The organism is Kitasatospora sp. NPDC038210 (assembly GCF_055600605.1).
In genome coordinates this window covers 88776-110679 of the sequence record NZ_JBVJYK010000025.1, presented here as the reverse complement: position 1 = coordinate 110679, position 21904 = coordinate 88776, and the positions used below count along the sequence as shown (strand labels likewise).

The 21904-nt window shown below is 74.7% G+C and carries 17 protein-coding genes and 1 pseudogene; 12 read left to right on the top strand and 6 right to left on the bottom strand.

All coding sequences use genetic code 11. The features are described from left to right. Positions 1-256 precede the first annotated feature (256 nt). The 3 genes from ACZ7KX_RS34740 (at position 257) to ACZ7KX_RS34730 (ending at position 3985) form a co-directional block, all read left to right on the top strand. A complete protein-coding gene (locus ACZ7KX_RS34740) occupies positions 257-2110 on the top strand; it encodes a hypothetical protein (protein WP_470329976.1) in 1854 nt (617 codons plus the stop codon). 151 nt (positions 2111-2261) lie between these two features. After that, the gene (locus tag ACZ7KX_RS34735) at positions 2262-2681 is read left to right on the top strand and encodes a YciI family protein (protein ID WP_396550004.1); all 420 of its coding nucleotides are present in this window, start codon (positions 2262-2264) and stop codon (positions 2679-2681) included. Continuing rightward, on the top strand, positions 2654-3985 hold the full coding sequence (locus ACZ7KX_RS34730; RefSeq protein ID WP_470329975.1) for an RNA polymerase sigma factor: 1332 nt from the start codon (positions 2654-2656) through the stop codon (positions 3983-3985). The genes ACZ7KX_RS34735 and ACZ7KX_RS34730 overlap by 28 nt, the downstream gene beginning before the upstream one ends. A gap of 60 nt (positions 3986-4045) precedes the next feature. Here ACZ7KX_RS34730 and ACZ7KX_RS34725 read toward each other — a convergent pair whose 3' ends face one another. After that, positions 4046-4294 carry an amphi-Trp domain-containing protein gene (locus tag ACZ7KX_RS34725; protein WP_470329974.1) on the bottom strand — a complete coding sequence of 83 codons (249 nt, stop codon included), beginning with the start codon at positions 4292-4294 and terminating at the stop codon, positions 4046-4048. A gap of 95 nt (positions 4295-4389) precedes the next feature. Between ACZ7KX_RS34725 and ACZ7KX_RS34720 the strand changes: the two are divergent. Further along, positions 4390-4610 (top strand): annotated as a pseudogene (locus ACZ7KX_RS34720) (TetR family transcriptional regulator); the annotation flags it as partial. 509 nt (positions 4611-5119) lie between these two features. Further along, complete coding sequence (locus ACZ7KX_RS34715) at positions 5120-6208, top strand: chymotrypsin family serine protease (protein ID WP_470329973.1); 1089 nt, start codon at positions 5120-5122, stop codon at positions 6206-6208. A gap of 107 nt (positions 6209-6315) precedes the next feature. Here the strand turns inward: ACZ7KX_RS34715 and ACZ7KX_RS34710 are convergent, their stop codons facing one another. The 3 genes from ACZ7KX_RS34710 to ACZ7KX_RS34700 all read right to left on the bottom strand — a co-directional run bounded on the left by ACZ7KX_RS34710 (position 6316) and on the right by ACZ7KX_RS34700 (position 9171). After that, on the bottom strand, positions 6316-6699 hold the full coding sequence (locus tag ACZ7KX_RS34710) for a VOC family protein (protein WP_470329972.1): 384 nt from the start codon (positions 6697-6699) through the stop codon (positions 6316-6318). Positions 6700-6822: 123 nt separating this feature from the next. Next, positions 6823-7809 (bottom strand): alpha/beta hydrolase, encoded by a 987-nt coding sequence (locus tag ACZ7KX_RS34705; RefSeq protein WP_470329971.1) that lies wholly within the window; start codon positions 7807-7809, stop codon positions 6823-6825. Between the two features lie 216 nt (positions 7810-8025). Then, positions 8026-9171, bottom strand: coding sequence for a hypothetical protein (locus ACZ7KX_RS34700; protein WP_470329970.1), 1146 nt, complete (start codon positions 9169-9171; stop codon positions 8026-8028). A gap of 491 nt (positions 9172-9662) precedes the next feature. Here ACZ7KX_RS34700 and ACZ7KX_RS34695 point away from each other — a divergent pair, with 491 nt between their 5' ends. Together ACZ7KX_RS34695 and ACZ7KX_RS34690 are read left to right on the top strand one after the other, a co-directional pair. Further along, positions 9663-10085: a BlaI/MecI/CopY family transcriptional regulator gene (locus tag ACZ7KX_RS34695; protein ID WP_470329969.1), complete on the top strand. Its 423-nt coding sequence runs from the start codon at positions 9663-9665 to the stop codon at positions 10083-10085. Continuing rightward, positions 10082-11059 (top strand): M56 family metallopeptidase, encoded by a 978-nt coding sequence (locus tag ACZ7KX_RS34690; protein WP_470329968.1) that lies wholly within the window; start codon positions 10082-10084, stop codon positions 11057-11059. The genes ACZ7KX_RS34695 and ACZ7KX_RS34690 overlap by 4 nt, the downstream gene beginning before the upstream one ends. Before the next feature lie 90 nt (positions 11060-11149). Here the strand turns inward: ACZ7KX_RS34690 and ACZ7KX_RS34685 are convergent, their stop codons facing one another. Both ACZ7KX_RS34685 and ACZ7KX_RS34680 read right to left on the bottom strand, forming a co-directional pair. Then, entirely contained in the window at positions 11150-12970 is a 1821-nt protein-coding gene (locus tag ACZ7KX_RS34685; RefSeq protein ID WP_470329967.1) for an outer membrane protein assembly factor BamB family protein, read from the bottom strand. 229 nt (positions 12971-13199) lie between these two features. Beyond that, positions 13200-13910: an alpha/beta fold hydrolase gene (locus ACZ7KX_RS34680; protein ID WP_470329966.1), complete on the bottom strand. Its 711-nt coding sequence runs from the start codon at positions 13908-13910 to the stop codon at positions 13200-13202. A gap of 197 nt (positions 13911-14107) precedes the next feature. Between ACZ7KX_RS34680 and ACZ7KX_RS34675 the strand changes: the two genes are divergently transcribed. The 5 genes from ACZ7KX_RS34675 to ACZ7KX_RS34655 all read left to right on the top strand — a co-directional run bounded on the left by ACZ7KX_RS34675 (position 14108) and on the right by ACZ7KX_RS34655 (position 21719). Continuing rightward, positions 14108-14983: a helix-turn-helix domain-containing protein gene (locus tag ACZ7KX_RS34675; protein ID WP_470329965.1), complete on the top strand. Its 876-nt coding sequence runs from the start codon at positions 14108-14110 to the stop codon at positions 14981-14983. 66 nt (positions 14984-15049) lie between these two features. Then, a complete protein-coding gene (locus ACZ7KX_RS34670; protein ID WP_470329964.1) occupies positions 15050-15526 on the top strand; it encodes a hypothetical protein in 477 nt (158 codons plus the stop codon). 227 nt (positions 15527-15753) lie between these two features. Beyond that, the gene (locus ACZ7KX_RS34665; RefSeq protein ID WP_470329963.1) at positions 15754-19188 is read left to right on the top strand and encodes a tetratricopeptide repeat protein; all 3435 of its coding nucleotides are present in this window, start codon (positions 15754-15756) and stop codon (positions 19186-19188) included. A gap of 275 nt (positions 19189-19463) precedes the next feature. Then, positions 19464-20756 carry an NAD(P)/FAD-dependent oxidoreductase gene (locus ACZ7KX_RS34660; protein ID WP_470329962.1) on the top strand — a complete coding sequence of 431 codons (1293 nt, stop codon included), beginning with the start codon at positions 19464-19466 and terminating at the stop codon, positions 20754-20756. Between the two features lie 18 nt (positions 20757-20774). Next, positions 20775-21719: a sigma-70 family RNA polymerase sigma factor gene (locus ACZ7KX_RS34655; RefSeq protein WP_470329961.1), complete on the top strand. Its 945-nt coding sequence runs from the start codon at positions 20775-20777 to the stop codon at positions 21717-21719. The last annotated feature ends 185 nt before the right edge of the window (positions 21720-21904 follow it).

Here is a 21904-nt window from a genome sequence, read left to right as displayed (position 1 = left end):
GCAGTACCGCTCCGACATCCTCGACGGCTTCCTCACCGGGACCGGACTCTCCCTCGACCTCCCACCGCCATCACCTTGAAACGCCGAGGTCAGTAGGCAGCAGGCGCCTTGGCCGCCCGGCGGACACCGGGCACGTTTGCGCCGGTGCCCTTGTTCCCCGGCGGCGCAGGCGGCCCGGCGCGTAGCATCGGAGGATCGTCGGGTCGGAGGACCGTCGGGCCGGGGAGCGGCAGCGGGGCGCGGACAGGGGGAGCGTGTGACGGGGCGTGACGTCCGCCGGGGGGCGCTGCGGCGCGGGCTGTGGGCGCTGGCCGCCTGGTGGCTGTGGATGCCGCTGGTCGCGGTGCTGGTGTGGCTGGTCAAGCACGTCGCGTTCGGCGGGTTCGGGCAGCAGGACCAGAGCTATGTGCTGCTGCTCCGGCAGGAGTTCTTCCCGCACGGCGGCGTACTGGACGCGACGCCGCTGTTCTGGGTGTGGGTCGCGGTGGGGCTGTGCGGCACGGTCGGCGTGGTCGGGTACGTCGCGGAGCAGTCCGGGGCCGGCTTCCGCGGGTGGCGGGTGCGCCTGGCCGTGGCCGCGGTGCTGCTGGCGGTGGTCGGCTCGCTGGTACGGGCGGGCACCGGGCTGTGGGACGACGACAAGGACGCGGGCCGCTTCTACGCGACGGCGACCGTGCTCGACGTCCCGGCCGGCGGCGCGGGCACACCGCGCTCGGTGCTGCCGGTCACCGAGCACACCCGCGCCGGCGACGGCGGCCGCTGCGACCTGGTGGGCACCGCGGACGTGCCGGCCTGCGTGAAGACCGCGCCGATGCCGGACTTCGACTTCGAGGCGCGCACCGCCTCCTACGCCGCGGCGACAAAGGCGCTCACCGACAGCGCCGGCCTGACCTCCGGGGTCCACCTGATGGGGCACAGCCTGCACTACCTGCCCGACGCCCCGCAGGGCGGCGGCGTGTGGACGGCCGTCCTGGACGGCTCCGGCGAGCAGCCGATGGAGGGCGTCGCGGTCTGGGACGGCCGCTCGAACTCCGTCGCCACCTGCGCGTTCCGCGGCGACCACGCCTTCGGCCGGGCCTTCGCCGGCACGGGGGCCGTCAGCCTGCGCAACCTGCTCGCCGAGCGGTTCCCGGACCTGGTCTACAGCGACCAGGACATCTGGGGCTACTGCGACGGCGCCGACCCCCGAACGGCCGAGCCGGTGGTGGTCATCTCGGTGGCGCGGCAGATCGGCTGGCGGCAGCGGACGGTCCTGGAGCCCGCCGGGGTGCTGGTCCTGCGCGGCTCGCCGGACGGCCGCCCGAGCACGACGTACCGGGCCGAGGTGGCGCCGGGCGGGCTGCCCGGGGCGGTGTACCCGGCCTCGGTGGTCCGGGACCAGATCCACGAGGTGCAGTGGCTCGGCGGACGCGGTGCCAAGGACGACCGCGGCTTCGGCTACGACCACACCTCGGCGGCGACCAACGCCGTCAACCCGGGCGAGTTCCTGCTGCGCTCCAAGGCGGACGGCCACCTGTACTACGTGACGCCGCTGGTGCCCCGGGAGAGCTCCTCGCAGCTGGTGGTGGCGTTCGCGGTCGTGCAGGCCGACCGGGCCGGCGGCGGCCTCAACGAGCTGCACGTGTACGTGCGCGGCGACGACGCGCCGTCGGTGAACCTGGACGTGCTGGCGAGCCGGATGGTGTCGTACATGGCGCAGCAGACCTCGATCACCATCAGCGCCGGGCAGGGCGGCGCGCTGCAGGAGATCGTCCCGTTCGGCCGGGACATGTGGCGCGGCTTCGTGGACTTCAACGGGCAGACCCAGGACTACATCGACCTGTCGGGGGACGCCACGGTGACGCCCAACCTGGTGTCGCTGAACGGCAGCATCTCCCCGCCGGGCGGCGGCGTGCCGGCCCCGGCGCCCGGCACGCCGGAGCCGTCCGGACAGCCGACCGCCCCGCAGCCGACCGCGCCGCAGCCGTCCGGGCAGCCGTCGGCCGTACCGGCGGGCGGCTGCGGCGGCGACCCGGCGCAGTTGACGACCGGGCAGCTCGCGGGCTGCGTCGCGGAGCTGTCCAAGCAGCTGCAGGGGCGCATCCAGGAGACGGCACCCGCCCGGCCCTGACCGGGTCCGGGCCTGACCGGCCCCACCCTCCTGGAGGGGGTCGGAAAAAAATATTCGGCCCGAATCCGTCCGCCGTGTCGATTTCGCTGTCGCGCCGTTCGACCTGGGACTGAGAGGGTCGAGAGACGACCCCCGAACGAGGAGACCGACCATGGCGAAGTACATGCTGATCATGCGCGGCACGGACGAGTCCGTCGCGAAGATGATGGACACACCCTTCGAGCAGATGCTCGAAACGGTGGGCCGCTTCAACGACGAGCTGATCCGGGCCGGGGTGCTCGTCGCCGCCGAGGGCCTGGACGACCCCTCCCAGGGCGTGGTGGTCGACTACGACGGGGAGACCCCGGTCGTCACCGACGGGCCGTACGGTGAGACGAAGGAGCTGTTCGGCGGCTTCTACCTGCTCGACGTCGCCTCCAAGGAGGAGGCGGTGGAGTGGGCCAAGCGGATGCCGGCGATCCCCGGGTCCAAGTGCGAGATCCGCCGGGTGCCGGGCATCGACGAGTTCCCGCAGGACAACGAGTGGATCATCAAGGAGCGGGCGTGGCGCGAGCGGACCGGCCAGCTGTGACGCCCGCGGCCGCCGACGGCCCGCCCGTCGCCGACGCGGCGCGGCGGGCCGTCGAGGCGGTCTGGCGGATCGAGTCCGCCCGGATCATCGGCGCGCTGGCCCGCTACACCGGGGACTTCGCGCTCGCCGAGGACGTCGCACAGGAGGCCCTGGCGGAGGCGCTCGTCGCCTGGTCGCGCGACGGGGAGCCGAGCAGCCCGGTGGGCTGGCTGCTCGCGACCGCCCGGCGGCGGGCCATCGACGCCTTCCGCCGCAAGTCGGCGCTCGACGAACGGTACGCCGCGCTCGCCGGCGCGCTCTCCGACGGCGAGCTCAGCTCGGGCGCGGCCGCCGCGCCCGAGCGGGCGGACGACCTGCCGTGGGACCCGGACCGGGTCGACGACGACGTCCTCGCGCTCGTGTTCACCGCCTGCCACCCCGTGCTCTCCCCCGAGGCCCGGGTGGCACTCACCCTGCGCGTGGTGGGCGGCCTGTCCAGTGAGGAGATCGCCCGCGCCTTCCTGGTGCCCACGGCGACCGTCCAGGCCCGGATCACCCGGGCCAAGAAGACGATCGCCGCCGCCCACGTGCCGTTCGAGCTGCCGCCGCCCGGGGACCGGCGCGAGCGGCTCGGCGCCGTCCTGAGCGTGCTGTACGTGATCTTCACGGAGGGCTCGACGGCGACCAGCGGCGACGACCTGCTGCGCCCCGACCTCGCCTACGAGGCCGTACGGCTCTCCCGGACGCTGACCGCCCTGCTGCCCGCCGAACCGGAGGTGCACGGCCAGCTCGCCCTGTTCGAGCTCACCGCCGCGCGCTTCCCGGCCCGCACCGGGCCCGACGGCGAGCCGGTGCTCCTGGAGGACCAGGACCGCCGCCGGTGGGACCGCTCCGCGATCCGCCGCGGCCTCGCCGCGCTCGGCCGGGCCGCGGCCCTCGGGCGGGGCCTCGGCCCGTACGGGCTGCAGGCCGCGATCGCCGCCTGCCACGCGACCGCGCCCTCGGTGGCGGAGACCGACTGGGAACGCATCGTGCTCCTGTACGAGGCGCTCGGCCGGGTCGCCCCGTCGCCCGTCGTCGAGCTCAACCGGGCCGTGGCGGTCGCGATGGCGGGCGGGCCGCTGGAGGCGCTGTCCACGGTCGACGAGCTGGCCGCCTCCGGCCGCCTGTCCGGGTCGCACCTGCTGCCGACCGTCCGCGGCGAACTGCTCACCCGCCTCGGCCGCACCGTCGAGGCCCGGGCCGAGCTGGAACTCGCCGCCCGGCTGTGCCGCAACGCGAGCGAGCGGTCGGTGCTGCTGCGCAAGGCGGCGGCCCTGGGGTGACGCCCGGCTGCCTGCGGGCCTGTCTGCCCGCCTGCCGACATCGGCAGGCGGGCGCGGTCGTCAGTCGCCGGCGCTGTCCGGCCGGCCCGCCCGCCAGGTCAGCTCGATCTCCAGCTCGATCTCGCCGTCCTCCAGCTCGACCTCGATCTCGGTGTGCAGCTCGTCCGGGATCCGCAGGGACAGCTTCCCGGGCCCGAGGTCCAGCTCGGCCTGGCCGCCGCGCCTGAGCGCCGCCGCCAGCGCGTCGAGCTGATCGGCGGCCTCGGCGCGGGTCAAGGTGCGCTTCTGCTTGAACTCCAGGTCCTTCATGGACGCCTCCCGAGCTGGTCGGACACGGCAGCTACGGCCCATTCTCACGCCGCTGCCCCGCATCGGCCCGGCGGCAGCGGTGCGGGGGTGCCCACGCGGGCTACTACCAGGCGACCGGCACCAGCCCCGGCGACCTCTTCACCGCAGCCCGCGAGAAAACCGCCGACGTCCTCTTCGACCGCGACACCTCACCAAACGCATCAAGGCCCTCCCCTTCGACCTGCTGCGCCACGAGATCCTCACGACCTTCGCCCCCGCGCCCGACCACGTCCTCGAAGAGATCGTCGACACGGTCTTCCTGCCCCTCGTGCGCTGACCGCCGCACCCCCGGCGGCGTCCGCTGCAGAACCCGGCGGTCCGCGCGGGCGACGCCCTGACGGTCCGTGACCCGAGCCGCCGCTCCCGGCCGGCCGGGGCCGGCGTCGGACCGCCGGGCTGCCGGGGTTTCAGGTCACCCACGGGGAGGCGGGCGACTTGCCGGGGTGGGAGCATGAAGGTAGCGCCACGAGCGGCACCGGTCCGCGCCGAGGACGCCTGTCGTCCCACGGGACGGACCCGACCCGGTCCCGCCGGACGGACCCGAACAGGCGGCGCGGGCCCGGTGGAACCCCCGGCCGTTCCCCCGATGGCGGCGCTCCCGACACTCCTTCCGCTCCCGACCCGCCTTCCGCCGGCGGGAGTCCGACCGGTTCGTGCGAGTCGCCGTCGCCCCGTCCCGGCACGGGGACCGCTCGCCACCGGCGCGCACCCCCGAGGAGCTTTGCCATGCCAGGGCCCAGCCAGCCGCCGCCGGAAGACTTCGCACGGTCCGGCGAGGACGTCCAGATGAGTGCCCCGGGGAACCTGCCCGAGAACATCGGCTTCGACCCCGCCGAACTCCCGCCCGAGCTACTGGAGGCGCGAGCCGCGATCGAGGAGGCCCTGAGGACCCAGGGTGACGAACGCAGCGGCGTCCGGTCGGCCGAGGCCTTCACCGAGCTGACCAACATCCAGGGCGTCGGCATCGGCCGGGCCACACCGTCGGAGCTCGGCCCGCGCGACGGCACGGTGGAGCCCGGGCAGCCGACGCTGACCGTCTACCTGGCCCAGCCGAGGACCGCCGCCGACGTCACGGCGGTGCTCGTCGAACGCATGGGCGTCCAGGCCGCGGCCTCACCCAGGGTGGTCGTCGTCCCCGTCGTCACCGGGCCGATCGAGGCACAGTCGTTCACCTTCCAGGCCCGGCCGGCACCCGGCGGGATATCGGTGATCAGCGATCCCAACGCCCTCGGCACCGGCACGCTGGGCTGCCTGACCACCGGTCGGTCCGCCCCGCGGGACCAGCGAACGCTCCTCATCAGCTGCAACCACATCCTCGCCAACAGCAACCAGGGCCGGCTCGGGGACTGCGTCGTCCAGCCCGCCACCGGCGACGGAGGGGTCTGCCCGCAGGACCTCGTGGCCGTCCTGGAGCGCTTCGTTCCCGTGACGTTCGGCGGGGCCGTCAACAGCGTCGACTGCGCGACGGCCTGGGCGGACCCCGCCAACGTCAGCCCGAACGTCCTGGCCCCCGGGCCGAGCGGCCCGTTCGAGATCGCGATCAGCTCCACGACCACGGCGGCGACGGTCGGCATGCTCGTCGGCAAGAGCGGGCGGACGACGGAACTCACCTCGGGCTTCGTGCAGGAGGTCGGAGCTTCGCACTGGGTCGGCTACCCGGGAGGGAACTCCGCCTTCTTCTCCGGCTCCATCGCGATCAGCGGGAACGGCGGCGTCTTCACCCAGCCCGGGGACTCCGGCTCCGTCGTCTGGACCTTCGACGAGGCCCGGAACCCGGTCGGCATGCACTTCGCGGGCACCAGCAACTTCAGCAGGTCGTTCTCGAACCCGATCGACATCGTGACCCAGGCCCTCGACGTCTTCATCACCACCTGAACGCCGCCCTGCCACCGTTCCGGCCGCTGCCGCCCCGGACGCCGCTGCCGCCCCGGACGCGCCGAGCCCGTGCCCCAGCCGTGCGGGCTCGGTGTGCTCTTCCCGCGTCAGGAACCCGCGGCGGCCCGCTCGGACGCACTGCGCAGCACGCAGAACTCGTTGCCCTCGGGATCGGCCAGGACCGCCCAGCCCGAGCCGTCGGGATTGCGGTGATCGCCGACCAGGGTGGCACCGAGGCCCAGCAGCCGGTCCACCTCCAGGTCGCGCGAGGTCTCGGCGCGCAGACACAGGTGGATCCGGTTCTTGACCGTCTTGCCCTCGGGCACCTGGTTGAAGTACAGCACCGGGCCCTCGGCCAGCATCACCTGGGTCTCCCGGGCACCCGGCCGGTCCTCCGGGTCCAGCGGGCGACCCGTCACCCTGCTCCAGAAACGGGCCAGTTCATAGGCGTCCGCACAGTCGATCGCCACGTTCTGCAGTACCGAAACCATGCGGGCGAGTCTTCCCGATCTCCACCCCGATCTCCACCCCGGCGGCCGGACGAACCGGGGAGTCCCGGGACGGCCACGGCCACGGCCGAAGGGGGCCGGGGCTGGGGTCGGGGCCGGGCTTCCTCACCGTCGGAGGACGCGCCGCAGCCAGCGGGTACGGGCGTCGTGGGCGTCCTGGGTGACGTCGGCGTCCGGGGCGAGGGTGTCGAAGCCGTGGCAGGCGCCGGGCCACACGTGCAGTTCGGCCTCGCCGCCCGCCCGCCAGATCGCGTCGGCGTAGGCGACGGCCTCGTCCCGGAAGGTCTCGGCCGAGCCCACGTCGAGGTAGGCCGGGGGCAGTCCGGACAGGTCGGTGGCCCGGGCCGGCGCGGCGTACGGCGGGAGGTCGGCGGCGCCGTACCGGTCGCCGAGCACGGCCTGCCAGGCGGTCGCGTTGGAGGTGCGGTCCCAGGTGTCGTGGCCGGCCATCTGGTGGCTGGAGAAGGTGTCGCCGCGGTCGTCGAGCATCGGGCTCAGCAGCAGCTGGCCGACCGGCGCCGGGCCGCCGCGGTCGCGGGCCAGCAGAGCCAGGGCCGCGGCGAGCCCGCCGCCGGCGCTCTTGCCGCCGATGACGACGCGCCGCGCGTCCACGCCCAGCCGGTCCGCGAGTCCGACCGCCCGGAGGAGCCCGGCGTAGCAGTCCTCGACGGCCCCGGGGAACCGGGCGCGCGGCGCCAGCCGGTACTCGACGGACACGACCGCCAACCCCAGCGGCAGCGCCCACCCGCGCAGCAGCCGGGGCAGGACGGACCACGCGTTGCCCGTCACCATCCCGCCGCCGTGCAGGTAGTACAGCAACGGCAGCGGCTCGCGGACCCCGGTGGGCCGCGCGCTGACGAGCGTGAGGTCGCTGCCGTCGGCCCGTGGCACGCGCACCTCCTCCACCTCGAACCGGCCGCCGTCGCGCAGCCGGTCGAGCGTCGGGCGGGGCCGGGCGGCGGCGTCCCGCTCCTGCCACGCCGCCAGGCCCTCCGGCGTGAGCACCTCCCGCGCCCGCGCACCGGCGGCGTCCACCGCGGCCCGCACCTGCGGATCCAGAGGGGGCACCCGTCGAGCCGCCGATCCACCCATCACCAGGACTCCCTCCCCGCGGGCGCCCGGTGACGCCCCGACCCCGCCCAGCCTGCCAGCCCCGTCCGTGCCGTCGCGCGGCGCCCCCGGGACCGCCTCGGCGTGGGCGCGTTGTGGGGCTGGGGAAGGGGCCGTGTCGTCGTCGGTCGCGTCAGGCCCAGGGGTTGGTTCTCGGTCGAACGACGTACCCGCGTGGGCTGCTGACGGCCACGGCCTTCAGAGCAGTCGACTGCGGTGCCGGGCGGCGGTCGCGCGGACGCGTCGGGCGAAGTGTTCGCCGCTCCGGTCCTGATCGGCCCGGTCGTCGCCCGGTGCCGCCGGGTCGCGGTCGAGGCCGGTGAACTCGGCGTGCAGGAGCCGGCAGGCCCGGATGCCGTCGACGAGGACTTCGAGGAGGCTTCGGGCAGGCCGCCGGGGGTCCAGCGGGGTGAGGCGCAGGGCGAGGTCGGTGAGGCCCGGGTCGTCCTCGACGGTGTAGTCGGCGGCGGTCTCCTCCTCCTCGTCCTCGTCCTCCGGGGCGTCGACCTGGTCGCGCAGGGCGACCGGGATGGGCAGGAGGCCCTCGGTGATCTGCATGGCGTGCCGGACCAGGCCGGTGACGGCGTCGTACGGGGAGACACCGGTCTCGATCAGGCCGAGGATGACCGCACGGGTCTCGTGGGGAAGGGGCCCGATGGCGTCGGCCTCCTGCATCACCCGGACGGGGTCGAACCCGGTGGCCTCGGCGGTGACCTCGACCGCGGCGGCGAGCCAGTGGGCCGCGGCGACGGCGGCCGCGGTCGGCTCCACGGCGCAGAACAGCGCGGCCGGACCGAACGGGTCCTGCGTCAGGAGGTGGTCGGCGGCGGCGACTTGGGCGGGGGAGGCGTCCTCGCGGCTGAGCAGGACGGCCTGCTGGGCGCGGCCGGTCAGGTCGCCCAGTTCGGCGCTCTCGACGGCGGCCAGCTCGGTGGCGGTCTCGGCGAGCACCGCCTCGGTGAGGCGGGGATCGGCCAGGTCGTGGAGGGCCCGGCCGACCAGACGGGCCGATTCGAGCAGGTGGCCGGACGACGCGAGGACGGCGCTGCGGCCGGCCGGGTCCGGTGCGGCGATCGCACGGGCGACCTCCCGGACGGGGTCGGGTTCCCGGTCGCGGAATCGGCCGCCGGTGTCGGGAACCCGGGAAGCGACGGCGTCGGCGGGGTGGGTGTACGCACGCCAGGCCGCGTCGGACAGTTGGGTCAGGGCGCTGGAGAGTCCGAGGAACGCGGACACGGCCACGTCGGCGGGGAGGGCGGCGATGCGGGTGGCGAGGTTGCCCTCACCGGTTCCCCAGGCGGCGATCAGCTCACGCCGGTCGGGGTCGACGCTGTAACGGGTCACGAATCGCTACCTCCGGGTGAGTCGCGGTGCCGCACGGCACCGCGGGTGTTCGTCGGGCCGGTCGGCAGGGTGCGGATGCGGGGGAGAGGGTCTCCCGGACGACTCCCGTCAGCACCTGCGGCGCGCCGCGCCGCGAACGGCCGCCCCGAGGCCGGGGTGAACACGGCCTCCGATCACCGGCGGGCGGCTGCGGCGCGGTCCGCACGGGCAAGCCCGATCTTCACGATACCCGGGCCCGGACAGTTGGTCTACATTGTTGTCGTCGTATCGAATCATGCTGTTTGCCCGCGGACTTGACGGTGCGTCCGAGCGGTGGTTCGCCCGAGCCCGGGGTACCCCTGCCCCGCCACCGCCGGAGGGCCGCGCCCTAGAGTTGAGCGAGGCACGCCCGGGCTCCGCACGCCCGACCCCGTCTCCGCACCGCACCGGGTCCGGGCGGGCCGGCCGGCGCCCGGGGCGTGCCGGTCGACCGCATCGGAGCAGGGGGAGAGATGGCGAGGGACGGCCGGGAGGCCAGGCGCCCGCACGGGGAACTCGTCGCGGACGTGATGGCGGTGCTGTGGGCGGCCGGTGAGCCGCTGACCGCCCAGCAGGTCAAGGGCGCCCTGCCCCAGGGCCTCGCCCGGACGACGGTGACGACGATCCTGGCCCGCCTGCACGAGAAGGGGACCCTTGAGCGCACCAGGCCCGGACGCTCCTTCGCGTATGCCCCCGTGGCGGACGCGGCCGGGCTGGCAGCCGGCCGGATGCGCCGGGAACTGGAGAAGGAGCCGCACCGGGACCTCGTGCTGAAGCGTTTCGTCTCCTCGCTCTCCGCCGACGACGGGGACGCCCTGCGGCGCCTCATCCTCGAAGCGGAGTCCGAACCGTCGCCCGCCGTGGAGGGTGGGGTGGAACCGGAGGGCAGGCCGTGACGCTGTTCCTGGCGATCGTCGCCCTCACCGCCGCCCTCCCGTGGGCGGCGGCGCCCGCGGCACGCCGACTGGCCGGACTGCTCCCACCCCGCGAGGCCTCCCTCGTCCTCGCCGGGGCTGCCGTGCAGCTCGCGGGCGGGACGACGGCGGTACTGATCGCGCTCTTCCACGTGCCGGTCCTCGCCGGGCTCGAACACATGGACCTCGGCCGGGTGGCCGCCGACTGGCCGGCGGTCGTGCCGGTGTCCTGCGTCGCCGGGGTGCTGCTCGCCGTCCAGGCGGTCCGGCTCGCGCTGGCCGTGCGCCGGCACCGCGTGCTGCTGTCGCGCGCGTGGACGCTGACCGGTGGGGGGACCGCGGACGGTGACCTCGTCGTCCTGCCGGGCGAGGAGGCGGAGGCCTTCGCCCTGCCCCGCCACCGCGGGCGCGCCGGCCGAGTCGTGGTGACCGAGGGCATGATCGGAGCTCTCGGACCGGCGGAGCGCGCCGTGCTGCTCGCGCACGAGCGGGCCCATCTCCGCGGGCGGCACCACCTGCTGTCGGGCGTCGCCGACCTCGCCGCCACCGTCCATCCGGCGCTGGGGCGGCTGCGTGAGGCCCTGGAGTTCCACCTGGAGCGGTGGGCGGACGAGGCCGCGGCCCGGGCGGTGAACAGCCGGCGGACGGCCGCGACGGCCATCGCCCGCGCGGCCCTGGCCGGCTCCGCTACGTCCACCGCCGTTCCCTCCGCCGCGTCCTCCGGCGCGTTCGCGCGCGGGGGCGACCGGTTGCTGTCCGTCCGTACGGGCCCGGTGCCCCGGCGGGTCGAGGCCCTGCTGGGGCCGGAGCCCGTGGGACCCAGGGGGCGCGGAGCGCGCACCGTCGCCCTCGGGCTGATCGCCGCGGTGGTGATCTCGGCGGTGCTGGCGCTGGGCCTCGCCTACGGCCTGCACGAGTACGTGGAGTACGCGGCGCCCAGGGCTGCGGGGCGATGACCGCCGGTTCAAGGGAGGGGAGCAGTGGTGGTCGCAGCCGCGCTGCTCCCCGCCGGCCGGACCCGCGCCCCGCGCGACGGCGTCGGGCCGTCAGGCGATCCGGCGCTTGCGGTCCCGCAGGGCCGGGCGGCGGCCGGTCAGGGCGTCGAGCGCCAGGATCGTGCCCTTGGCGGTGGTCACGTACACCACGCCCTCCGCGTAGACCGGGCTACTGCCCGGGCCGTCCAGGCCCCGTCGCCAGCGCACCGCGCCGGTGGCGGGGTCGATCCGCAGCAGCGAGCGGTTGCCGGCCGCGCTGACCACCCAGGCGTCGGCGCCGCTGACCGTGACGGAGGAGGCCCCGTTCGGGCCGGCGAGGTACCAGCGCCGCATGCCGTCGGTGATGTCCAGGGCGTGGACGCCGGTGAGGAAGTCGCCGATGAGGAGCAGGTCGCCCGCGACTGCCGGGCTGTGGTCGATCGCGCTGCCGCCCACCTCGGCGCCCCAGCGCTGCTTGCCCGTCACCGCGTCGAAGGCGTGCACGAGGCCCGCGCCGGTGCCGATGTAGACGACGCCGTCGGCGACGCTCGGGGTGCAGGTGGCCAGGAAGCGCTCGGTGTTGTCGTCGTACCAGACCCGCTCGCCGTCCTCCGCCCGGTAGGCGCCCAACTGCCCCTTGAGGCCCGTCACGTAGACCGTGCCGCCGGCCACCGTGGCCTCGGAGCAGGAGCCGTCCGGCAGGTACTGCTCCCAGCGCTTCCGGCCGGTGCGCGCGTCCGTCGCGACCAGCCTGCTGCTGTCCCTCTGGCGCAGCGAGAACACCGCCGTGGTCACGGTGTAGACCACGCCGTCGGCGACGGTGGGCGAGGACGAGGTGCCGACGCGGGTGCTCCAGCGCTCGGTGCCGTCGGCGGTGTCGAGCGCGCGGAGCACGCCGTCCCGGCCGATCACGTGGGCGGAGCCGCCCGCGACGGCGGGGGTGCCGGTCAGTCGGTCCGGCGCCTCGTGGCGCCAGCGCAGGTCGCCGGTGAGCGCGTCCAGGGCGTAGCAGCAGTGGTCGGCGGTCTGGTAGAGGGTCCCGGCGCAGACGGCGGGGGCCGCGCGGGGGAGGTCGGGCAGGCGGACGCTCCAGGGCCGGAAGCCGGCCGGGGCCGGGGCCTGCGGGTAGACGCCGGTGTGGGCGGGCCCGCCGAGGTGCATGGTGGTCGGGCCGGCGTCGTCGCGGACGTCGCTGCGTACGTCGTCGTGGCCGTCGGTGGGGGTGGTGGGGGTGGCGAGGGCCGGCGCGGGGCGGTGCTCCCCCCACAGGTCCGGGTCGGCCAGTTCGACGAGCTGGATCAGGGAGCGCAGGACCGGCAGTGGTTCCTCGTTCCCCGCCGCCGGACCCCCGTGGTCGACGAGGCAGAGCCAGCGGTCGTCCACGCGCCACTCCAGCCAGCGGCGGTCGTCGGCGTACTCCCGGACGGCGGGGGTGAGCAGGCGCCCGGCGACGCCCGGGTCGGTGGTCTCGACCAGGTGGACGGCGTCGTACTCGGCCTCGCCGCTCTCGTACAGGTGGCGCCCGGGCGTCTCGCGGACGCGTCGGCGCAGCAGCGGCAGCAGGGTCTCGACGGCCAGCAGGTGGCGGGAGACCGCCACCAGGGGCAGCGGACCGGGGAGCTCGACCAGGTGGACGGTGCGTAAGCCGTCCTCGGGTCGGCCGGTGACCCAGTCGAACACGGTGACCCGGTGGCCGTCGAGCACGCCGGTGGCCACCGACCGGGCGCGCGGCGCGGCGTCGCCGCCGACCACCGCCGCGTCGCGCCAGCGCTCGACCAGCTCCGGGGCCTCCTCACGGAACTCCCAGCCCTGCTCCGCCGCCAGCCGCCGCCGCTCCTCCCGGCGCCGCCGCAGTCCGGTCCGCCCCGTCGCCCCGATGCCCCAACGACCCATGCCCCACCTCCGGTTGCGAGAGGACGAACGTATCGCCCGGGCGGACACGAAGCACGGGATTGTCCTGGCTACACTCGCGGCACTGCCCTCTACACCGCGGACGGCGGGCTGCGGGCCGAGCGGCGTCGCGGTGCGTCGACCTGTGTCCGGAGGCGGGTCGCTTCAGTCGCTCCGGTCGCTCCGACTCGGCGGCTCGGCGGCTCGGCACTGTGGGCGCGGCACGATCCGCTCAGCGGCGAGCCGGCTGTCCGGGCGTCTCCACGCCCGCCGTGGGTTCGCCGAGCAGGATGGCGGCCACGGCTTCCGGGGCCTCGTGCATGGCGTTGTGGCCGGTAGGGATGTCGTGGACCTGCCAGTCGGGATCGGTCTGGAGGCGGGTGCGGAGTTCGGCGAACGGTGTCCGGTCCTCCCAGCCCGAGCAGTAGACGAACTCCCGACGGGGGACCCGCGCGACCGCGCCGGTGAGCCGGATCGTCTGCAGGAACGAGGCGAGGGGGTGGGGGCGGCGGCGGGGATCGCCGCCCCCCGGCGGTCGGACGGCGTAGCCGGTGGCCGCGGCACCGGCGACGAAGACTTCCCGGAAGTGGTCGTTCGTCGAGGACCAGCACGAGTCGCCGTCGCGCGGCACGTAGGCGTCGAGGTGCACCAGTCGCGAGACCCGGCCGTCGGCGCGATCAGCGGCGGCGGCGATCACCATCCCGGCGTAACTGTGGCCGACCAGCGTCGCGTCGGTGATGCCGTGGCGATCGAAGTGCCGCAGTACGTCGTCGGCGTGCGTGTCGAGGTTGGCACCCGCGACCGTCGCGTTGTCGTCGTCCGGCCGCAGGCCGGTCAGGGTCAGGGCGTGAACGGTGTGACCGGCTCGCTCCAGCAGCGGGATCACCGCCTCGAACGCCCAAAAGCCCTTCCAAGCGCCGGGAACGAGGACGAATGACGTCATGGTTCTTCTCTCCATCTCTCAAGCCGGGGCATCGAGGCACACCGCCTCGACGGCCTGACGTGTGGTTCGGTCCGGCGCCTCACGCGGGACGGAAGGCCACTCGGCATGCAGGTAGTGTCACCGGACCGACGTGTGGCTCGTCACCGATAGGACGCCAACTGATGCCCGTTCACCGCCAAGCCCGCGGGACCGCCGGTGTGACGTCACAGGTGTGGCCCTCCGGCGGGCGCCACCTCTGGCCGTCCGGCGGTACGAGCGCGGCGCAGTCCCACGCGCGGGGACACCTGGTGTACGCGGCCGACGGCGTCCTGACGGTCCGCACCGAACGCGGCACGTCGATCGTCCCGGCCAACCGGGTCGCCTGGACCCCCGCCGGGTTCACGCACCAGCACCGCGCCCACGGCGACACCGACATGCGGATCGCCTTCCTTCCGCCGTCCCTCGCCCTGCTCCTGCCGGATCACCCCGTGGTGTTCCTGGCCTCCGGCCTCGCCCGCGAGGTCCTGCTCGCCCTGACCGCCCCCCGCAACGAGGACGCTGCCGGGCCCCGCAACGAGGACGCCGCCGGGCCCCGCTACAGCCGCTCCGCGCGCCTCCGCCTCCTGCGCGTCCTCGTCGACGAACTCGACGAAGCACGCGAACAGCCGCTGCACCTGCCGGAGCCGCGGGACGACCGACTGCAGGCCCTGGCCCGGATGCTGTACGAGACCCCGGCGGACAACGCCACACTGGCCGAACTCGGGAAGCGGGTCGGAGCCGGCACCCGCACCCTCAGCCGGCTCCTCCGCAGCGAACTCGGCATGACCTTCTACGAGTGGCGCACGCAACTGCGCATCCACCACGCGCTGGTGCTGCTCGCCGACGGCCACGACACCGGCCGGACCGCCTACGCCTGCGGATGGTCCAACCCCAGCAGCTTCATCACGGCGTTCACCGACATCATCGGCACGACCCCGGGCCGCTACCGCGCCGACCTCCGGACCACCGCTCGGGCCTCCCGGCTCCCGGCCGTGGTCGGGCCCTGTCGGCCGCCGCGGCCGGAACCCTGTGCACGTGCCACGCGTCTCTCATAATGTCCTTGACTCGCAGTAGAGTTGACAGGATCCGGCGGCCCGGACGAGGCTGCGGAAGGGGCGGTCATGACGGATGTGTTCGAGGCGCTCGCGATCGAGGGCGGCCAGCAGCTGGTCAGGGCGCTGGCGACCGGGGTGGTCGACCTGGTGCGCAGGGCACCCGCGCTCTGGCGTCGCTCCGGCCGGGAGGCCGAACAGCGGATCGGAGCCGAGTTGGAGCGCTCGTCCGCCGAGATCGCCGCCGAGTTCGCCGCCGAGGGGGAGGACGGCCCCGGGCGCGTCCGGGCCCGTGCCGAGGTCGTCTGGGAGACCCGGCTGCGCGACCTGCTCGCCGCCCACCCCGAGGCGCTTCAGGACGTGGAGCAGTTCCTCGCCGAGCTGAGGTCGCAGGAGCAGTTCCGGCCGCAGTCGCAGACCATCCAGAACATCACGGCCAGCGGGCAGAACGCCCAGGCCCAGGGCGTCATCGGCGGCAACATCGTCAACCTCGGGGTGGTCCGGGACGGTGGCGCCCGGGGCGACGGCTCGCCGAACCGGCCGTGAGCCCACGACGGCGCGGAGGCCGGAGCGGGCCGGGCGTCGTCCAGCCCGTCACGGCCCTCGCGGGGAATGCCTACGGAGTGGTCGGCGGGGACCTGTACCAGGTTCCGGGACGGGGGCCGGTCTACCTCCTGAGGGGGTACGCCCCCGCGGAGCCGGATCCCGGACCGGTCCCGCACGGGGGCGAACCGCCGGTCCATCCCAGCCATCTGCTCAACGCGCGCACCGCCGTGGTGGAGTTCGTCGGCCGCGAAGCCGAGCTGCGCGACCTCACCGCATGGCGCGACAGCGGAGCCCGACGGGCGGCGCTCTGGCTGCACGCCGCGGGCGGCCAGGGCAAGACGCGCCTGGCCGACGAGATCGCCGCCCGCACCCGGCGGCTGGGCTGGAAGGTGCTCAGTGCCGAGCAGACGATCGGCCGGATCGACGACACGGCACCCGCCAGCCAGGACCTGCGGATCGGCGGAGCACGCGGGCTGCTCGTCCTGGTCGACTACGCGGACCGCTGGCCCCTGACCCACCTGACCTGGCTGTTCAGCAACAAGGTGCTCCGCCAGGACGTCCCCGTCCGGGTGCTCCTGCTGGCCCGCACCGCGCAGGCCTCGCTGCCGTTCCTGCACGCGCTCGACCAGGCGGGCTGGGCTCCGGACACGTTCACCGACCACCGCCTGGACCCGCTGCCCGACTCCGGGGAGGCGCGCGGCCGCATGTTCGCCGTGGCCCGGGACTGCTTCGCGCGCCACTACGGGCTGGACGCTCCCGAGGCCATCGCGGTACCGACCTGGCTGGAACAGCCCGAGTTCGGGCTCACCCTCGCCGTGCACATGGCGGCGCTGGTCGCCGTGGACCGGTGGGCGCGGGACGCCTCCGCACCGCCGCCGGGGGACGCCTCCGCACCGCCGCCGCCCGCCGACCTCATCGGCCTGACGAGCTATCTGCTGGCCCGGGAACGGCACCACTGGCAGGCGCTGTACGACGGCGGGACGGTCTCCGTCGGGCACGACCCCGCCGGAGGGCGGACGGGCCTGGACAGCACGCCCCTGGAGCTGTCCAGGGCCGTCTTCGTCGCGGCGCTCACCGGCGCGCTCCCGTACCGGGACGCGAGGCACGCCCTCGCGCGCGCCGGCCTCGCCGACGCCGACCGGGTCCTGGACGACCACGGCTACTGCTATCCGCCGACCGCCCCGGACAGCGCCCTCGAACCGCTCTACCCGGACCGCCTCGCCGAGGACTTCCTGGCCCTCACCCTGCCCGGACACCGGATCTCCGGCCACGTCCCCGACCCCTGGGCGAGCGACGTTCCCGAGCTCCTGCTCGGCCGGGCCGAGTCGCCCGACGACGCCGGGCACGAACTCCCGCCCTTCGCACCCCGGACGATCACCTTCCTGGTCGCCGCCGCCACCCGCTGGCCCCACCTCAGAGGCGTGCTGGAGGCCGTCGATGCCCGCATCCCGGACGGGACGGACGGGGCGCTCAGCGTCGCCGCGGCGGCGCTGGCCGAGCACCTGGCCGAGGGCCGGCTGGCCGGCGCGGCCGACGCCGAACGGGCTCGGATCCTGCAGGCGCTGGCCGCGCGTCTTTCCGCCGCCGACCGCTACGACGCGGCCGTGGCCGCGCTCCGGGACGCCGTCCCGGTCATCCGACGACTGGCTTCCGACCATCCGCAGTCCCACGACAAGGAGTTGGCCGAAGCACTGGTGTGCCTGGGCGCCTGTCTGCTGCTGCCGACCCTGGGCGGGGACGCCATGACGGCCGCCCTGAACCGGAGCGTCCGCGGCTTCCGGTGGGCACAGGCGGACGACCTGCCGGAAGCGGAGGCCGTGATCGACGAAGGGCTCGGCATCTTCCGCCGACTCGCCGCGGAGGACCCGGCCGAGCACGAGAGCGACTACGTCCACGTCCTGGGCGGAGCGGCCGGCGTGCAGATGCGGTTGGAACGGTTCGACCGGGCCCTGCCGATGATCTCCGAAGTGGTCACGCTGTGGCGCGGGTTGGAACGCCGCAGCCCGGGGGATCACGAGGACGACCTCCTCGCCTGGCTCGTCATGCTCGCGATCGTGCAACTGGAAGTGGGCCGGCCGAAACAGGCCCTGGTGTCGACCGGAGAAGTCATCGGACTGTCCCGCCGATCGGTGCACGAGGATCCCGCGCGGTACGGCCGGCTCCTCGCCAGCGGGCTCGACAGACGGGCGTCGGCCCTGGACATGCTGCACCGCTCCGCGGAGTCGGCGGACGCGCAGTCCGAGGCCGTCCGGACCCTCCGGAGCCTGCACGGGGACACCCGGACCGAGAGCTGGGAGGAGCTCCAGTTCGCCCTGCAGAAACTGGCGCAACTCCTCGCGGCTGCCGGACGCGAGCAGGAGGCGGTGGCCGCTGCCGAAGAGGCGATCGCGATCTCGCGCGATCTGCTCCGGAAGGATCCGGCCGAGCACGAAGGGCGACTCACCACCGCTCTGACCACCTTCGCCAGGGTTTTCGAATCATTCCAGCGATGGGAGGAGTCGCTGGCACCCCAGATCGAGGGCATCGGGCTCCGCCGCCGGATGGCCGGGCGCAACCCCGCGGAGTACCAGCGCCTGCTCTCCGTCGAACTCACCCTCCTGGCGAAGGTCTACGGCCACCTGGGGCGTTGGGAGGACATGCTGGCCACGGGCGCCGAGAGCATGGCGATCACCTTCCACATGGAGGGCTCGGCCAGGTACGGTCCGGAGTGCGCGCTGACCCCGGCGATCGCCCTCCTGACGAACCCGGTGGGGTCGCGGCCGTGGACGAGACGACTGCGGAAGAGCGGCTCGGCGGGCTTCACGAGCTCCGCGGGCTTCACGGGCGAACTCGCCGAAGTGGTCGACAACTTCGTGTCCACCAACGCCGGTCCGGCGCGCGAGGACCCGGCCTTCCCCGGGCTGTGCGACACCGTCGAGCTGCTCCGCCGGCGGATAGCCGAGGACAACCCGGCCTCCCTGCTGTACCTCCGCCTGACCGGCAGCGACCCCCTGGGCACGGATTCGTCGCTGCCCGAGTCGCCCGCGGAATCCGCGGCGGCACTGGAACGCGCCGGCGGACTGCGCCGCGGGCGGAGGTGGCCCGCGCCCCGACGGGCCATCCCCGCCGAAGCCGAGCGCGCCGCCGCCCTGGGAAGGGCGGCAACGATCCTGCGCAGGCTCGGACGACACGAAGAAGCGCTCGCACCCGCGTACGCGGCCGTCAACGTCCTCCTCAGAGTGGGGCCGTACGACACCGAGCGCTACGAGTCCCGGCTCGCCGACGCCTGGATGCGAGCGGGCATCGTCTCCGCGGAGCTGGGCATGCCGATCACCGGCGCCGCAGCGATGCGCCGCGCGGTCGCCTGCCGACGCAGGTCGGCCCGCGACCCCGTGGGCACGGGCCACCTGGCGGTCGACCTGGCCGTCCTGGGGAGAACCCTGGCCAGGTCGGGCGAACTGGACGACGCACTGGCCTGCGTGAGGGAGTCCATGGCGATCCGCCGACGCCTGGGCGGACTCGGCGAACGCGGGCGCGGTCCGCAGGGCGCCCGGGAACTCATCGCCACCGCGAGAACGCTCCTCTATGCCGTGGCCACGAGCCCGAACTGGCGCGGACCGGACGCGGACCACGCACTCGGGCTCATCGACCGGGCCCTCCTCCGGCCGGACGGTTCCTGGTAGTGCTTTGGACCAGGGGCGAGGCCTGCAGTCACCCCTGGAGGATCTGTGCCGCCGTGTCGCGGACGGCGCGGGCGAGGGCGTCGGGAGCGGTGAGGTGGGCGACGTGCCCCTGGCCGGTGAGCGTGACGACCCGCGCGTTCGGCAGGGCCGCCGCCAGGTCGGCCGGCCGGCGACCCGCGCCCGGATGTGACCCACGTCACATGGCGCTCCTGTCAGGAATCGGCGCGCTGTCCCGCTCAATCCACCGGAGCAAGCGAACCGAGAGGAGCCACCCCATGAAGCACCGCATCGTCGTCCTCGGCGCCGGCTACGCCGGGTGCCACGTGGCCGGAAGCCTGGCCCGGAGGCTGTCCCCGGAGGACATCGAGATCACCGTGGTCAACGCCGAGCCGGACTTCGTCCAGCGGCTGCGGCTGCACCAGCTCGCGTCGGGCCAGGAGATCGCGGCTCCACGACTCGCCGACGTCTTCGGCGGAACCGGGATTCTGCTGCGCCATGCCCGTGTCACCGCCGTCGACCCCGGGCGGCAGGTCGTCGCCCTGACCCACGTGGACGCCGACGACGCCGCCTTCGAGGACGGCGAGTTCGGCTACGACACGCTGGTCTACGCGCTCGGCAGCCACGGCGACGACCGCGGCGTCCCCGGCGTGGCCGAGCACGCCTTCGACGTCGCCGCCCGGCCGTCGGCGATGCGCCTGCGCGAGCGCCTGGACGACTTGGCCGGGCGGGGCGACGGGGGGAGGGTGCTGGTCGTCGGCGACGGCTTGACCGGGATCGAGACCGCCACCGAGATCGCCGAGTCCCGGCCCGGCCTGTCGGTGACGCTCGTCGCCCGCGGTGAACTGGGCGCCCGGCTCTCCGCCGGAGCCCGCGGCCACCTGCGCCGGGCCTGCGACCGGCTGGGCATCACCGTCGTGGAGCACACCGAGGTCCGAGCCGTCGAAGCGGCGCGGGTCTCGTGCGCGGACGGCACCGTCCTGGCGTCCGACGCGACCGTGTGGACGGCCGGGTTCGCGGTCGGCCCGGTGGCCGCCGACGGCGGACTGGAGGTCACCGCGGACGGCCGGATCGTCGTCGACCGCACCATGCGGTCGGTCTCGCACCCCGATGTCTACGGTGTCGGCGACAGCGCCCTCGCCATCGGAGACAACGGCCTGCCGCTGCCGATGTCCTGCGCCTCGGCCGGGTACACCGCGATGCGGGCCACGGCGGTGATCGTGGGGAGTCTGACGGGCCGCAGGACCACGAGGACCAGGATGGGCTACCCGGGCAACCACATCAGCCTCGGGCGGCGGGACGGGATGCTGCAGCCGGTCGACGACGAGGGGCGGGCGAAGCCGACGTACGTGGGCGGTCGGAAGGCCGCGCGGATCAAGACGGGCATCCTCAGGATGTCGCTGTGGGCCAACGCGCACCCGACCTTCGGCGTGCCCAGGCGCAGGCGTCGCACGGCTGCCGCGGCCCTCGGGCCCCGTGTCAGCCGCCTGCCCGGCGCGCCTGCCGGTCCCGCCGCGACTGCCGGTCCCGCAGCACCGGATGCGTCCGCCGGCCCCGCTGCGGTCGCGTAGCCGTCTAGGGTGATCCACGTGGACAGCGCCGCCACCGACCGCTTCGAGGCCGGCCGCAACCGGCTGGCCTCCCTGGCGTACCGGTTGTTGGGCTCCGCCACCGATGCCGAGGACGCCGTGCAGGACGCCTTCCTGCACTGGCAGGCCGCCGACCGGCAGCGGATCAAGGTGCCCGAAGCGTGGCTCACCAAGGTCGTCACCAACCTGTGCCTCGACCGGCTCCGCTCGGCGCAGGCCCGCCGCGAACGCGCCGCCGGAGCCTGGCTGCCGGAACCGCTGCTCGACGGCGACCCGATGCTCGGTCCGGCCGATACCTTCGAGCAGCGCGAATCGGTCTCGCTGGCCGTGCTGACACTCATGGAGCGCCTCTCACCGGTCGAACGGGCCGTCTACGTCCTGCGCGAGGCGTTCTCCTACAGCCACGCCGAGATCGCCGAGATCCTCGACATCACCGAGTCCGCCGGCCAGCAGCACCTGCACCGGGCCCGACGTCGCATCACCGACGCGCGCCGGCGCGGCGCGGAAGTCGATCGGGCGGCCGCCCGAAGGATCGTCGAGGAGTTCCTCGCCGCCGCCTCCTCCGGCCGCACCGAACGACTGGTGGCGCTGCTCACCGACGACGCGACCGCGATCGCGGACGCCAACGCCGCCGGCCCGGCCGCGACGCTGGTGCGGTACGACACTCCGGAGCGCATCGCCGCCATCGCGCGGGCCGGCTTCAGGCCCACCGATGCCAAGCGGCGACGGGCCGGCGGCGCGCCCGCCGTCCACTACGCGGTCGTCAACGGCGCGCCCGCGCTGCTCTTCGTGATCGGAGACCGGGTCATCGGCACCGTGACGTTCGACATCGTCGGCGGCAGGATCGCCACCGTGCGCGGCATCGCCGTCGCGGCCCGCCTCGTGCGCCTCACCGAAGCCTGGCGCCACCACGAACCCGACGCACCACCCGTCACCCGGTGGTGACCGGACGCCGCCCCTGTCCCTGTCCCTGTCCCTGTCCCTGCGTTGCCCTTGGCCGTGTCCCTGCGCTGCCGCGGGCCCGGCCCCGGCCGACCGTCGGGCAGGGTCCGTTGTCGGACCCGGGTGACGGCGCACAGTTCGTCCCCCGACACGCGCGAACGAGGTCGTCCCGGCGGTTCTGCCGCGAA

Excerpts from the sequence above, each read along its gene's own strand:
- ACZ7KX_RS34735 (WP_396550004.1), top strand. The coding sequence starts at position 2,262 with ATGGCGAAGTACATGCTGATCATGCGCGGCACGGACGAGTCCGTCGCG.
- ACZ7KX_RS34725 (WP_470329974.1), bottom strand. The coding sequence starts at position 4,294 with ATGAAGGACCTGGAGTTCAAGCAGAAGCGCACCTTGACCCGCGCCGAG.
- ACZ7KX_RS34715 (WP_470329973.1), top strand. The coding sequence starts at position 5,120 with ATGAGTGCCCCGGGGAACCTGCCCGAGAACATCGGCTTCGACCCCGCC.
- ACZ7KX_RS34710 (WP_470329972.1), bottom strand. The coding sequence starts at position 6,699 with ATGGTTTCGGTACTGCAGAACGTGGCGATCGACTGTGCGGACGCCTAT.
- ACZ7KX_RS34705 (WP_470329971.1), bottom strand. The coding sequence starts at position 7,809 with ATGGGTGGATCGGCGGCTCGACGGGTGCCCCCTCTGGATCCGCAGGTG.
- ACZ7KX_RS34695 (WP_470329969.1), top strand. The coding sequence starts at position 9,663 with ATGGCGAGGGACGGCCGGGAGGCCAGGCGCCCGCACGGGGAACTCGTC.
- ACZ7KX_RS34685 (WP_470329967.1), bottom strand. The coding sequence starts at position 12,970 with ATGGGTCGTTGGGGCATCGGGGCGACGGGGCGGACCGGACTGCGGCGG.
- ACZ7KX_RS34680 (WP_470329966.1), bottom strand. The coding sequence starts at position 13,910 with ATGACGTCATTCGTCCTCGTTCCCGGCGCTTGGAAGGGCTTTTGGGCG.
- ACZ7KX_RS34670 (WP_470329964.1), top strand. The coding sequence starts at position 15,050 with ATGACGGATGTGTTCGAGGCGCTCGCGATCGAGGGCGGCCAGCAGCTG.
- ACZ7KX_RS34660 (WP_470329962.1), top strand. The coding sequence starts at position 19,464 with ATGAAGCACCGCATCGTCGTCCTCGGCGCCGGCTACGCCGGGTGCCAC.